Consider the following 13,457-nt stretch of genomic DNA (forward strand, 5'->3'; position numbering starts at 1 on the left):
ACCGAGACCTGATCGAACGGGTCGAAGGTGAGCTGGCAGCAGCCGGCGTGGATTTGCCCGTGTACTTCGGCAACCGCAACTGGCACCCGATGGTTGAAGACACCGTTACCAAGATGCGCGAGGACGGTGTCCGCAACGCCGCCGTGTTCGCCACGTCGGCGTGGGGTGGTTACTCCGGATGTCGGCAGTACCACGAGGACATCGCTCGCGCCCGTGAGGCGGTCGGTGACGGCGCACCGACGCTGACAAAACTTCGCCAGTACTACGACCATCCGCTGGTCGTCGGCGCGTTCGCCGACGGTGTGCGCGCGGCCCGCGCAGAGTTGCCCGAAGCGACTCGCGATACTGCGCGCCTGGTGTTCACCGCGCATTCGGTACCGAGTGCCGCAGACCGCAATGCAGGGCCGCCGGCAGAGGGCGGAAACCTCTACAGTCGACAGGTCGCCGAGGCCGCGAAGTTGGTTGCCGAGGCCGTCGGCGTCGAGGATTTCGATCTGGTGTGGCAGTCGCGATCAGGCCCGCCGCAGGTTCCGTGGCTGGACCCCGACATCTGTGATCACCTGGATACGTTGTCCGCCAAAGATGTTCGCGCCGTGATCGTATGCCCCGTCGGTTTCGTCTCCGATCACCTCGAAGTGGTGTGGGACCTGGACACCGAGGCCAAGGACAAGGCAGCCGAACTCGGGATGGATTTCGTTCGGGCAGCAACGCCCGGCCGCGATCAGCGTTTCGCGCAGCTGGTGCCCACGCTCGTTCGGGAACTGGCCGAGGCCGAGCAGCCACTGCGACTGGGGGTCGAGCCGCTGCTCGGCTCGACCACCAACGGTCTCTCGTGTGCAGTCAATTGCTGCGCGGCCGTTCAGCGTCCCCGCTGACGGTCCGGCGCTCAGGTGTTCGGATGCTTGAGCTTTCCGCAGGGCCCGGGAACGGTGGACGTGCTGCGAGAGGTGAGGAGCGTCTCGACGATCTGTCGATCCTCGGGGCTCAGTGACGGGTCTATGTAGTTGAGTTCGGGCGCGCCCAGTTCGCGGACTCGCCCGGCGAGGGTAGCGACAAACGAGACGCGTTCTTCGTCGTCGTCGTTGACGTCGTGGATCTGCAGCACCGACACCGGAAACTTGCGCAGCGTCACAGGCAGGAAGCGGGCGCCGAGCACATGGTCGACGTTGAATCCCGCCCACTGCCCCTGGTTGGCCTCCACGCATTCGGCGTCGGAGTGAATTGCGCTCTCGCCGATGTACTTACGTGCGGGCAGCATCTTCTTGGGGGCAAGTTCGGATGCGCCCTGCTGAAGGACGGGAAAGTCGCCGTCCGAGTACAACCAGGGCTGGTTGGCCATCGAGATCAACCGACCGGCGTCCAGATCCGGGAGATAGCGAGACTTGAGGAGAAACGCGACGCTGTCGACCGAGATGCCCAGCAGTTCTGCGGCCTTCTGTCGGCTCATCGCGAACGTCGGGGCATTCTTCGGGGCGATCTGGATCAAATTGACCATGCGAACTCCTGTAAGTGTTCAATTGTTGCGGGCTTGGTACAGCTGACATGACAATTCGCCGATTATCAACCTCTAGCTGATTTCCGACTTGTAGATGAGTCGGTTGTCACCATCCGAGTTCACGCAACCGGGGATCTCCGATCCCGAAGTGGTGGCCGATTTCGTGGATCACTGTTCGGCGAACTTGCTCGATCACCTCGTCTTCGGTGCTGCAGATCGCACAGATGGCCCTGCGGTAGATCGTGATGCGGTCGGGAAGGACGCCGGCGTACGTGGTGGTTCTCTTGGTCAGTGGGATGCCCTGATACAGCCCGAGTAGCCCCGGTCGTCCACCTTCGAGTTGAACGGTCACTGCGACATTGGCCATCTCCGCACCCAATTTCGGTGGCAGGCTGTCGAGCGCCCGCTTGACCATGTCCTCGAACTGGCTGTCGTCCACGTCGATCATCTGCCCATTGTGCGTGCGGGGGCGTGACCCGGGTGTGTCCATGTGGAAACAGTGCAGCTTACGGCTATGTTCATTGCGTGGCCGAAGACCTCTATCACCGTTACGAATTCACATTCATCGTTCAGATGCTGACAGTCTCGCAAGAGCAGGCGATCGAAGAGAGCTTGGGCGGAAGGGTCGAGGACCGGCGCGGGCTGCAGCTGCTGACGCTCACCTCGGAAGGTATGCGAGCGGCGACAACGGCTATCACCGTGGTGGACCAGTTGGTGGCTGCAGGCGTGCGTCCCCAGCGGACACATCCCGATCTGGTGTCACGTCAGGACATTGCCGACCGCGCGGGGGTGACGCGGCAAGCTGTCGGGCAGTGGGTGCGAGGGGTCCGGCAGGCGGCTACGCCTTTCCCGATTCCGTACAACTCGGTTGCCGGGGGGATCTGGTTCTGGGGCGACGTCCTGGATTGGTTGCGCCGTCAGGGGTACAGCCAGGACACCGGTTTGCGCTACCCGACGCTGGATGAACATATTCGCATCGACCGCCATATCGCGATCAATCACAAGACTGTGGGTTGATCGATCAAACGGTTTGCTTGAAAATAGCTATTGAAACAAACCGACGGTAGGTATAAAGTCCCTAAATACCTCAATCAATCTATCGGTGCGTCGGTCCTGCTCTGGGGGGAGTTCGGTCTGCGCTGCAGATACCCGAGCATGCGAGCAGGAATCCATGGTTTCGACCCCCGAAGTTAGACCGATGCCCAAATCGGCCGCACTCACGACTTCTGTGGCTATTTCCAGCGCTGGAGCAACGGCGAAGCTACGCGCAGATACAACGGGCAGGGGCCGTCTGCGAGCGGCTACGGCGGCGCTGTTCCGGCGCTCACGCCCACGCACGACTTCCGCGCCACCGTTGAGCGTGCTTCTTCTCGTCACCTCCGACAACGGTCTCTCTCAGCGGGCCGGTCTTGTTCTTCGCGAGGCGGGGCACCAAGTTCGTACAGCCGTCGTCGCCGACGCGGACGCAGTGCTGGCCGCGACGTCTGCGGGAGATTTTGATCTCATCATCTGCCCGTTTCTGAAAGCCTATGTCCCGGAATCTGTTTGGCAGCGGTGGACAACGATCATCATCCATCCCGGCCCGCCCGGCGATCGCGGACCGTCGTCGCTGGACTGGGCGATAACGGATGGCGAACCGATCTGGGGAGTGACCGCTTTGCAGGCCGCCGAGGAACTGGATGCCGGAGCGGTGTGGGCCTGGCGGACGTTCGAACTCCGGAACGGGGCAACCAAATCCTCGGTATACAACGAGGAAGTCACCGACGCGGCGATGGAGGGCATTACGGAGGTCGTCGAACATTTCCGTACTCCTGACTTCCAGGCGATCCCATCGGACCGAGTTGCGCGGCCCGTGGCTTCGGCCCGATCGAGGCCGAGCATGAAACAGGCCGATCGCGTTTTCAGCTGGGAGGAAGACGCGTCGAGCATCGTCCGCGCCGTCAACGCCGCCGACGGGTTTCCCGGCGTCGCCGTTCAGTTGGGGCTCGACCGGGTCTACGTCTACGACGCGCACCCCGATACCCACGTCGATGCAGCGCCCGGCACCATCGTCGAGTACTTCCACCAGGCAATACGTGTCGCCACCGGTGCGGGCTCCGTATGGATCGGACATGCGCGGCTCGTCGGCGCCGGCAATGTCAAACTTCCGTCAACCGCGGTCGTACGTCCGGACGTGTTTGTTCCACAGGTCTGGGAGAGTCGTTACCCCGAGACCGACTATCACCGCGACGGCGAAATCGGATATCTCTCGTTCCGCTTCTACAACGGTGCGATGAGTACGAAGCAATGCGCGCGACTGGCCGCCAGGCTCCGCTGGGCGATCGCGCAGGACACCAAGATCCTGGTCCTGACGGGTGACTACGACAGATTCAGCAACGGTATCCACCTCAACGTCATCGAGGCAGCGTCGGATCAAGCCGGAGAAGCGTGGGCCAATATCAAAGCCATCAACGAGATCGCGAAAGCGATCGTCACCTGTACGGAACAGGTTGTGGTGGCGGCATTCACAGGCAACGCCGGTGCCGGCGGGGTCATGCTCCCGCTTGGAGCCGACGTAGTCGTGGCCAGGGACGGTGTGGTTCTCAATCCTCATTACGCCACGATGGGCCTGTTCGGCTCGGAACTGCACACGTACACATTTCCGGCTCGGGTCGGCGAGGAGCAGGCCCGCAGCCTGCTGGCCGAGTGCAGTGCGATCGGTATCCGTCGAGCCTTGGACATCGGACTTGTCGACGCGATCGGCCCCAGACGGCCGGATCTGTTCGAGGCGTGGTTGCGCGAGGTCGCCACCGACTTGCTCGAAGGAGATCGGCTGGAATCGATGCTGGAGCGCAAACGTCTTCGACTGGAACGTGATCCGGTGGAGCCCTACGAGGAGCGTGAGCTCGAAGAGATGAAGATCGACATGTTCGGTGACCGCAACGGGTTTGCCGAGAAGCGCCGGAACTTCGTGCTCAAGCTCTGATCGACACGCTGTTCGCCGACGCGACACGGGCAGTGCGAACGACGTCCCACAGTCGTCGCAGCAGGTCGTCACGCCTCTGCGCAGTGGACACGCTCGGGGCCTGATTGGTCGAGACCGACGCAGCCACGGTGAGAATGGCTGCCACGTTGTCGGCGGTGTCGATCACCTGTAGATGCCGAGGTGACAGTGTCGACGGCCAGCGGTACCCGGCCTGGGCCTGCAGCGCTTCGGCGACCAGCGTACGAGCGTCGCCCCCAGGCATTCCGGTGGCTACGGTCGGAAGCCCGCCGAGCACCTCCGCTGCGTCCCGAACAGCCTGGCGCAGTTCGTATTCGGCTTCACGGAGTCCGATCGATTCGGCGCTGCCCGCCACGGTGGGAATGGAGAAAACCGTCCACCGCAGGACGTCCGGGCCTTCCTTCGACGGCACGAGGCCGACTCCCGGCTTCCCGACGGAGCCGATCTGTATCCCTTCACCCGTTGCGATCGCAGCGCGCGCGAACTCGGTGCCGGTGGGCAGGCCACGTACATCGCCGGCCGTAGGAAGGACCAGGCGGACTTCAGCAGCCTCCGAGCGTGTGATTCTGAGCAGGGTGGACACACCCGAAGCCGTGACTCCCGGCCACTCGAGATCGTGACGGACCGCGGTTTCCGCATCGGCGGCGCCGATCAGGTGCATCGGCGCCCACGCGGCAAGGGCGTCGATGACGTCGTCGGGCGCAGCGTCGCCGGCGAGCCATGACGCTGCCCACACGGTGAGGGTTGCGCTGGGAGAACTCATGACCGTGAAGTTTAGTTCGGCGTGGCGACATGCGCGGCCCCGGCGTTGTGACCTAGCGTGATCCGGCGTGAGCGGTGGCAACGGATACGGTGACATTTTTGCGGGTCATACCCGCAAACAGAAGCGCGTGACGCCTGAAGTGGCGGCCGAGCGTGATCTTGTCGTCGAGGATGCGGCGACGGGATTCTGCGGTGCGGTAGTCGGTTTCGAGCGCACGTACGACGGCGATTTCGTGCGGCTCGAGGACGGGCGCTCCCGGACGCGGTTGTTCGCGATGCGCGAGGCGGCCTTCCTCATCGACGGCTCACCGGTCACCCTCGTACGCCCGGCCCCCAAGCCCGCGTCCACCAAACCCGCACGGTCGGCTTCGGGTTCGACCCGAGTCGAAGGCTTACGTGCACGCACGGCACTGCCCAGCCGGATCTGGGTGGAGGGAGTACACGATGCTGCCCTCGTCGAGCGGGTGTGGGGCCATGACCTTCGCGTCGAAGGTGTTGTCGTCGAACATCTCGAAGGGCTCGACAATCTGGGTGAGCGGCTTGCCGAATTCGGGCCGGGCCCCGGCCGCCGTGTCGGTGTCCTCGTCGACCACCTGGTCACCGGTTCCAAGGAAACCCAACTGACTCAGGGCCTCGGCCCGAACGTGTTGGTGACCGGACATCCGTACATCGACGTGTGGGAGGCCGTTCGTCCCAAATCTGTCGGAATCGCCTCCTGGCCGAAGATTCCACGCGGCGAGGATTGGAAGACGGGAATCTGCCGCGAACTGGGCTGGGGGACACCTCAGGAGGGCTGGCGGCGGGTCTACAACTCAGTCGAGAGCTTCCGCGATCTGGAAGCTCCCTTGATCGGTGCCGTCGAACAACTTGTCGATTTCGTTACCGAGCCGAACTGACGTAGCGGCGGCCTGGGTCACACATTCTGGTTAGATGGTGTTGTGGCTGCACTTATTTGGCTGATCGGAGCACTGGTGCTCGCCGGGGCCGAAGCGCTGGTGGGGGATTTCTTCCTGCTGATGCTCGCCGGTGGGGCGCTCGCTACTGCCGGTGTCAGTGCTGTCACCGACTTCCCGGTGTGGGTCGACGCCGTCATGTTCGGAGTGTTCTCCGCCGCCCTAGTCCTGGGCGTGCGACCGATCATGTTGCGTCGCTTCGGTAGTCCGCCGCCGACCCCGACCGGAATACAGGCACTCGAAGGTAAGCACGCTCTGGTTCTGGAAGAAGTGGGCGAGCATTCCGGGCAGGTCAAGTTGGACGGCGAGGTGTGGACTGCCAGGCCGTACGACACCACCGAGGTGTACCCGCCGGGCACCAAGGTGACGGTGATGGAAATCAACGGCGCAACAGCAGTCGTCTGGAGGGGACCTTAATGGCAGCACTCATAGTGCTCGGTGTGTTGGTGCTATTCGTGATCTTGGTGGTCGCGAAGTCGGTAGCACTGGTACCGCAGGCAGAAGCCGCGGTGATCGAGCGGCTCGGTAGGTATTCGAAGACGGTGTCCGGGCAGCTCACGTTCTTGATCCCGTTCGCCGATCGTGTGCGCGCCAAGGTGGATCTTCGTGAGCGGGTGGTCTCCTTCCCACCGCAACCGGTGATCACCCAGGACAACCTGACACTGTCCATCGACACGGTGGTGTACTTCCAGGTCACCAATCCGCAAGCTGCGGTGTACGAGATCAGCAACTACATCGCTGCCGTCGAGCAGTTGACAACCACGACGCTGCGAAACGTCGTCGGCGGAATGACCCTCGAAGAGACGCTGACCTCGCGTGATTCCATCAATGGTCAGCTTCGTGGTGTCCTCGACGAGGCGACCGGCCGCTGGGGCCTGCGAGTGGCCCGCGTCGAACTCAAGAGCATCGATCCTCCGCCCTCCATCCAGGAGTCGATGGAAAAGCAGATGAAGGCGGACCGCGAGAAGCGCGCGATGATTCTGACGGCTGAAGGCCACCGCGAATCCGCTATCAAGACAGCCGAGGGCGCCAAGCAGAGCCAGATTCTTTCCGCCGAGGGCAACAAGCAGGCCTCGATCCTCAACGCCGAGGGTGAGCGTCAGTCCCAGATCCTTCGGGCCCAAGGTGACCGCGCGGCCAAGTACTTGCAGGCCCAAGGCGAGGCCAAGGCCATCGAGAAGGTTTTTGCTGCTATCAAGTCCGGTAAGCCGACTCCGGAATTGCTTGCATACCAGTATCTTCAGACGTTGCCGCAGATGGCGCAAGGCGATGCGAACAAGGTGTGGCTCGTGCCCAGCGACTTCGGTGACGCACTGAAGGGATTTGCGAAAACGCTTGGCGCGCAGGGGCAGGACGGTGTCTTCCGTTACGAGCCGCCGGCCGCCGAAGAGAATCTTCCCAACCCTGAGGACGATTCAGCTGAGGTCGCGGAGTGGTTCGAAACGAAATCCGATCCGGCTATCGCAGAAGCAGTCCGTGCTGCTGAAGTTGCTGCACGTACTCCCGTCGAAGATCCGGCAGCTGCGGTCAGGCACCTCCGTGAAAGTGCGCCCGAGCAGCCCGGATTCGTAGATCCCGCGCTGCCGCAGCAGAGTGAAAATCCTTGGCCCGGTCAGCTACCGCTGCCGTCCGAACGCGAAGAATTCCAGCAGAAGTACCCCTACCAGGATCAGCCGCCGGAGGGCGGCCAGCGCCGGTAGGCGCCTCTCGTAGCGAACGTTGATCGGGACGGGCACACAACAGCGACGTGTTTGGTGCCCGTCCCCGTCCGCAAACGGCGCTCGCCCCCAGGACACAGACCAACGTTACCCAGATGAACAGCTCGGACGCGTGAGGTTCGCGAAGTTCCGGGTACCGTGCGAGCCCCTTGACTGCCAAGACGATCGCGATCCCCTCCGGCCAGGTTGCAAGAATCGACGCCGCCACCGCGAGCCGTTCGAGGATGCCGATCACACGTCCGCCGCGAAGAGGTCCGGCGTCCGGTGCCGGGCTCCCGTCCGGTTGGCGACGAGCGATCTTGAAGGTGGCAAGTACCAACGGTGCACCGGCCGTGGCGGCGGCAAGTACGCACAGGACAAGCGTCGCCCCGAGAGCGAAACCGGTGACCGGGGTCGTTCGGGTCGATGCCAGTGCGGCAACACCCAGCGCCGGAAGAGCCACCACGGACGACGCCCATTCGGGGACTTCCAGTCGACCACGACTGAGCGGTCCCAGTGCCGCTGCAACTGCTGGTGCCGCGGCGGCGACGGCGAGCGCGATCAACGCCAGAACGACCATGTATTCGAGCCCCCTGCTGTGTCGACGAGTTTGTACCGGTGCGAGCGTGAGCAGTCTAGGGCTGGAGTCTGACCAAAAGTCGTTCTGCGAGTCTGCGCCCGGCGAGTTCTGCGTGCCACCCGGCTGTCAGGAGTCGCTTGGACATGGCCTGTTTGGTGATTCCGAGGTGGGCCGCCGCGCTGACCTGAGTGAGTCCGCTGTCCATCAGGGCGATGGCTTCGCGTCCGTCCTCCGTCTGTCTCGTGACGATCGTTCCGAGCAAGGTGAACGCGGCATCGACATCTGCGGCGAGTTCGTCGCGTGAGCTATCCGCCGGCGCCTGTTCGACGGCAATTCTGGCCGGAGCTCGCTTGGCTCGCTCGACGGCGATCCGAGCAGCTTCGAATGCCGGTCCGCGTCCGGCCCGGGTCTGCCGTGGGAGAGGCTGCTCGACGGGACCGATCCCGATCCCGACACTCCAGTGCTCGCGCCGAATCAGCTCGAGTGCGACGAGGACGAGTAGCGCCGGATCGTCGGTCACCGCTTGTATCTCGTCGCCCGCTGTGCGCTCGAACGGCCGCAGGAGCCTGCGATCGGCCATGTCGTCGATGATGTCCCCGACGCGGTCGACATCGCGTCGGCTACCTCGCTGATCCACTGTCAGTACGAACATTAGTCAATGCTAGATAGTTGACTTTCAATAGTCAATCGTTTTGGGTTGACTCAATCAAATCAACCTCTTGAGGTTGACCGTTGTCAACGATGGTTTCGCCCGGTGAAGGCTGACGGCGAGCGTCGAACACCAGACCGGCGATGCCGATCGCAATGCAGATCCCGGACAGAATCAGGAGACGAGGATCGGCTTCGCCGGAGAGCGCATCGCCCAGAACGACAATCCCAACAGTGCCGGGCAAGATGCCGACGACGGTGGCAAGGATGTAGGGCACGATCCGGATCGACGAAATGCCGCAGCAGTAGTTCACCACCGAGAACGGGACGAACGCGATCAAGCGCAGAGAGCCGACGGCCAGCCACCCCCGCTTTTCGATCCGCTCGTCCACCCGCCGGATCGTCGGACTCGAAATCCGTTGCCACACGACGTCGCGGCCGATGGCGCGGACCAGGTAGAGGGCCAGAACGGCGCTCACAGTCGTTGCCGCCACAGTAAGGGCGATGCCGGTCACCGAGCCGAAGAGAACCCCCGCGCTGAGCGTGAAGACGGTGCGCGGGAACGGCGCGACGGTGACTATCGAATGAACCAGGAAGAACACGAGGGGAAACGCCGGGCCAACCGAGTCCGCCCACTCGCGTACCTGGGACACCGTGGGATGTGGGGCGAGGAGGGCTGCGAGGAACAAAGCGAGCACTACCAGGACTATTGCGATCAATCTTCGGTCCAGCAGGCGTCCCATCACAGGTCACAAGGCTACCTGCGAACGGTGAACCGGGCCGACTGCCGACCCGCAATCGTGAGTCGAACATCGCCACGGGGGCGGGAAAGCGACGTGCTCCAGGCGACAATGAAACGGCGCTGTGACGAAAACCACTAGGCTTTCGGAGTGGCCTTCACCTGCAGTCCCGGCCAGTGAAACGAACTCGCGGGTAACCCGTAAACATGCTGAACAATCGCTAGGTAAGGGCCGGTCACACGTGCACGAACGACCGAATCTGCACGTCGTCTGACCGGTCGGAAAGTGGCCGCGAACAGCCCTGTGAAGAACATGACGTGATCCTCACGATATCTGGGCTCAACCGCGGGTTAGCATCACAGAACTAACGAACAAATCCGATTATCGGTAAAGCGCTCACGCAAAAAATGAGAGGGAGCGGACACAGTGTCATTAGCTTCAGAAGCCGAGGCTGTCGAGCAGGCGTACGCGGAGTGGCAGCGCTCCGTAGCCGGTGTGCTCGCCAAGTCCCGCAGAGTCGATGCGGCAGAACTGGGCCCCGAGCCACAGAAACTGCTCGAAACCGTCACCTACGACGGTGTCACTGTCGCACCGCTCTACAGCCCACGCGACGAGCGTCCCGAGCAGAGCTTGCCGGGCACTTTTCCGTACGTGCGTGGCGTCGACGCTCACCGTGATGTCAATGCCGGTTGGTTGGTTTCCGCTGCTTTCGGAACCGCTTCGGCGGCCGAGACCAATCGCGCCATCCTGGACGCCCTCGAAAACGGAGTCAGCGCACTCTGGTTGAAGGTGGGCGCCGACGGCGTTCCGGTCACCGACCTCGCCGCTGCGCTCGAGGGCGTGCTTCTCGACCTCGCACCGCTCACGCTCGATGCAGGCGCAGCGACAAACGATGCAGCCCGAGCACTCTTCTCTCTCCTCGATGCTCGCGGCGAAGCCGGCGACGGTGTCAGCGATCGCAGCAGTATCCGAGTTCACCTCGGTGCAGCGCCGCTGACCAGTTCGTTCTCCGGCGCAGCCGACGTCGAACTTGCAGGCGCAGTCGAGTTGGCCGCCCTCGCCGCAGCTCGTGCGGAAACCGTGCACGCGATCACCGTCGACGGCACGGCCTTTCACAACGCGGGTGCCGGGGATGCCGAAGAACTCGGAGCCGCAATCGCCGCCGGCCTCGAGTACCTCCGTGCACTCACCGCCCAGAGCGGCCTGACCATCGGTGCTGCGTTGTCGCAGTTGGCTTTCCGCTACGCGGCAACCGACGATCAGTTCCAGACCATCGCGAAGTTCCGCGCCGCACGTCTCGTATGGGCACGCATCGCCCAGGTCTGCGGAGCTTCCGATTTCGGTGGAGCGCCGCAGCACGCAGTCACCTCCGCCGCGATGATGGCTCAGCGTGATCCCTGGGTGAACATGCTGCGCACGACCCTCGCCGCATTCGGCGCCGGCGTCGGCGGAGCAGATGCAGTGACAGTTCTTCCGTTCGACGTCGCACTGGCCGACGGCACCCTCGGCGTCAGCAAGTCCTTCTCCTCGCGCATCGCGCGCAACACACAGCTGCTCCTGCTCGAGGAGTCGCACCTGGGCCGTGTCCTCGATCCGTCGGCCGGGTCTTGGTACGTCGAGGACCTGACGCAGCAGATCGCCGCCACCGCGTGGGAGTTCTTCCAGGAAATCGAAGCAGCCGGCGGATATCTGGCGGCACTCGAAGCGGGAATCGTCTCCGGTCGCATCGCCGCTACCAAGGCCAAGCGCGACTCCGACATCGCACACCGCAAGACCACGGTCACCGGTGTCAACGAGTTCCCGAACCTCGGCGAAACGCCGCTGTCCGCCGAAGCCGTCGAGCCCGGCCAGTCCGTCGCCCGCTACGCAGCTGCATTCGAAGCGCTTCGTGACCGTTCGGACGCGTTCCTCGCCGCCGGCGGCGCCCGTCCCACTGCGCTTCTCGCGCCGCTGGGCTCGGTTGCAGAACACAACGTTCGCACCACGTTTGCGTCCAACCTGCTCGCTTCGGGTGGTATCGACGCAGTCAACCCCGGCCCGCTCGAGGTGGGCGCCGAGGCCATCTCCGCTGCAGTCAAGGCTTCCGGTGCCACCGTCGCGGTGCTGTGCGGCACGGACAAGCGCTACGGCGAGAGCGCCGCAGCGGCCGTCGCCGAACTTCGCGCCGCCGGCATCGCCAAGGTGCTGCTCGCAGGACCGGAGAAGGCAGTCGCCGACGCGACCGGCGATTCTCGCCCGGACGGATTCCTCACCGCCCGCATCGACGCAGTGTCGGCTCTGACCGAACTGCTCGACTTCATCGAGACGGGAAGCTCCAAGTGACGACACGAGAGGTCAAGCACGTGATCGGCAGTTTCGCCGAGGTCCCACTCGAGGACCCGCAGTCTCCGGCACCCACACCGCCGTCGGTCGAGCAGGCCCAGGCGCTCATCGAAGAGGGCGCCAACGCCAACAACTACGCCGCCGAGCAGGTTGTCTGGTCCACCCCGGAAGGCATCGACGTCAAGCCGGTGTACACCGGTGCGGACCGCACGGCCGCCGCCGAGTCGGGTTACCCGCTCGACAGCTTCCCGGGCGCAGCGCCGTTCCTGCGTGGTCCGTACCCGACCATGTACGTGAACCAGCCGTGGACCATTCGCCAGTACGCCGGATTCTCCACTGCCGCGGAGTCGAATGCGTTCTACCGTCGTAACCTCGCGGCCGGTCAGAAGGGCCTCTCGGTCGCCTTCGACCTCGCTACACACCGCGGCTACGACTCCGATCATCCTCGCGTTGCCGGTGACGTCGGAATGGCCGGTGTCGCAATCGATTCCATCCTCGACATGCGTCAGCTCTTCGACGGAATCGACCTCTCGCAGGTCTCGGTCTCGATGACGATGAACGGCGCCGTGCTGCCGATTCTCGCGCTGTACGTCGCTGCGGCAGGCGAGCAAGGTGTCACTCCGGACAAGCTGGCCGGAACGATCCAGAACGACATCCTCAAAGAGTTCATGGTTCGTAACACCTACATCTATCCGCCGAAGCCCTCGATGCGGATCATCTCGGACATCTTCGCGTACTCCAGCGCGGAAATGCCGAAGTACAACTCCATCTCCATCTCGGGCTACCACATCCAGGAAGCCGGAGCGACGGCCGATCTGGAACTGGCGTACACCCTCGCCGACGGCGTCGAGTACATCCGCGCCGGCCTCGACGCCGGTATGGACATCGACAAGTTCGCACCTCGCCTGTCCTTCTTCTGGGCAATCGGCATGAACTTCTTCATGGAGGTCGCCAAGCTCCGCGCCGGACGCCTCCTGTGGGCCGAGCTTGTCGCCAAGTTCGATCCCAAGAGCGCGAAGTCGCTCTCGCTGCGTACCCACTCGCAGACCTCCGGCTGGTCCCTGACCGCGCAGGACGTCTTCAACAACGTGCCGCGTACCTGCGTCGAAGCCATGGCTGCCACCCAGGGCCACACTCAGTCCTTGCACACCAACGCACTCGACGAAGCGATCGCATTGCCGACGGACTTCTCCGCCCGCATCGCCCGTAACACCCAGTTGCTGCTGCAGCAGGAATCCGGCCCCGTGCGTCCCATCGACCCGAGGGGTGGCTCGTAC

General features: G+C 63.6%; 13 protein-coding genes and 1 pseudogene. 8 read left to right on the forward strand and 6 right to left on the reverse strand.

The window, feature by feature from the left end:
• Positions 1 to 875 (forward strand): ferrochelatase (locus RWT78_RS22600; RefSeq protein WP_314680938.1); only part of this gene is annotated, 875 nt, incomplete at its 5' end.
• 11 nt (positions 876 to 886) lie between these two features.
• On the opposite strand, the gene RWT78_RS22605 is transcribed toward RWT78_RS22600, so the two are convergent.
• On the reverse strand, positions 887 to 1,495 hold the full coding sequence (locus RWT78_RS22605; protein WP_003945014.1) for a hypothetical protein: 609 nt from the start codon (positions 1,493 to 1,495) through the stop codon (positions 887 to 889).
• Positions 1,496 to 1,601: 106 nt separating this feature from the next.
• A complete protein-coding gene (locus tag RWT78_RS22610) occupies positions 1,602 to 1,943 on the reverse strand; it encodes a metallopeptidase family protein (RefSeq protein ID WP_003944783.1) in 342 nt (113 codons plus the stop codon).
• A gap of 77 nt (positions 1,944 to 2,020) precedes the next feature.
• Between RWT78_RS22610 and RWT78_RS22615 the strand changes: the two genes are divergently transcribed.
• Positions 2,021 to 2,512: a hypothetical protein gene (locus tag RWT78_RS22615; protein WP_003944993.1), complete on the forward strand. Its 492-nt coding sequence runs from the start codon at positions 2,021 to 2,023 to the stop codon at positions 2,510 to 2,512.
• 181 nt (positions 2,513 to 2,693) lie between these two features.
• A complete protein-coding gene (locus tag RWT78_RS22620; protein ID WP_314680944.1) occupies positions 2,694 to 4,460 on the forward strand; it encodes an enoyl-CoA hydratase-related protein in 1,767 nt (588 codons plus the stop codon).
• On the opposite strand, the gene RWT78_RS22625 is transcribed toward RWT78_RS22620, so the two are convergent.
• A complete protein-coding gene (locus RWT78_RS22625) occupies positions 4,450 to 5,241 on the reverse strand; it encodes a hypothetical protein (RefSeq protein WP_314680950.1) in 792 nt (263 codons plus the stop codon). The two genes, RWT78_RS22620 and RWT78_RS22625, sit on opposite strands and share 11 nt — an antisense overlap.
• Positions 5,242 to 5,308: 67 nt before the next feature.
• Between RWT78_RS22625 and RWT78_RS22630 the strand changes: the two genes are divergently transcribed.
• From RWT78_RS22630 to RWT78_RS22640, 3 genes are read left to right on the forward strand one after another with little or no spacing between them, the layout of a single operon-like run.
• A complete protein-coding gene (locus RWT78_RS22630; protein ID WP_003944813.1) occupies positions 5,309 to 6,136 on the forward strand; it encodes a DUF3097 domain-containing protein in 828 nt (275 codons plus the stop codon).
• 42 nt (positions 6,137 to 6,178) lie between these two features.
• Positions 6,179 to 6,610 carry an NfeD family protein gene (locus RWT78_RS22635; protein WP_003944877.1) on the forward strand — a complete coding sequence of 144 codons (432 nt, stop codon included), beginning with the start codon at positions 6,179 to 6,181 and terminating at the stop codon, positions 6,608 to 6,610.
• Positions 6,610 to 7,893 (forward strand): SPFH domain-containing protein, encoded by a 1,284-nt coding sequence (locus RWT78_RS22640; RefSeq protein WP_003944935.1) that lies wholly within the window; start codon positions 6,610 to 6,612, stop codon positions 7,891 to 7,893. Before RWT78_RS22635 ends, RWT78_RS22640 begins: the two co-directional genes overlap by 1 nt.
• Before the next feature lie 46 nt (positions 7,894 to 7,939).
• Here the strand turns inward: RWT78_RS22640 and RWT78_RS22645 are convergent.
• The 3 genes and pseudogenes from RWT78_RS22645 to RWT78_RS22655 all read right to left on the reverse strand — a co-directional run.
• Positions 7,940 to 8,470 (reverse strand): annotated as a pseudogene (locus tag RWT78_RS22645) (hypothetical protein); the annotation flags it as partial.
• A 55-nt stretch (positions 8,471 to 8,525) separates the two neighbouring features.
• Entirely contained in the window at positions 8,526 to 9,122 is a 597-nt protein-coding gene (locus RWT78_RS22650) for a hypothetical protein (protein WP_314680959.1), read from the reverse strand.
• Positions 9,123 to 9,153: 31 nt separating this feature from the next.
• Positions 9,154 to 9,861, reverse strand: coding sequence for a TVP38/TMEM64 family protein (locus tag RWT78_RS22655; RefSeq protein ID WP_007727829.1), 708 nt, complete (start codon positions 9,859 to 9,861; stop codon positions 9,154 to 9,156).
• 423 nt (positions 9,862 to 10,284) lie between these two features.
• Between RWT78_RS22655 and mutA the strand changes: the two genes are divergently transcribed.
• Together mutA and RWT78_RS22665 are read left to right on the forward strand one after the other, a co-directional pair.
• Positions 10,285 to 12,180, forward strand: coding sequence for a methylmalonyl-CoA mutase small subunit (mutA, locus tag RWT78_RS22660; RefSeq protein ID WP_063316404.1), 1,896 nt, complete (start codon positions 10,285 to 10,287; stop codon positions 12,178 to 12,180).
• Positions 12,177 to 13,457, forward strand: a 1,281-nt coding sequence (locus RWT78_RS22665) for a methylmalonyl-CoA mutase family protein (RefSeq protein ID WP_314680964.1), incomplete at its 3' end; no start/stop codon positions are given. The genes mutA and RWT78_RS22665, both read left to right, overlap by 4 nt.

The organism is uncultured Rhodococcus sp. (assembly GCF_963525155.1).
GTDB lineage: Bacteria > Actinomycetota > Actinomycetes > Mycobacteriales > Mycobacteriaceae > Rhodococcus_F > Rhodococcus_F qingshengii.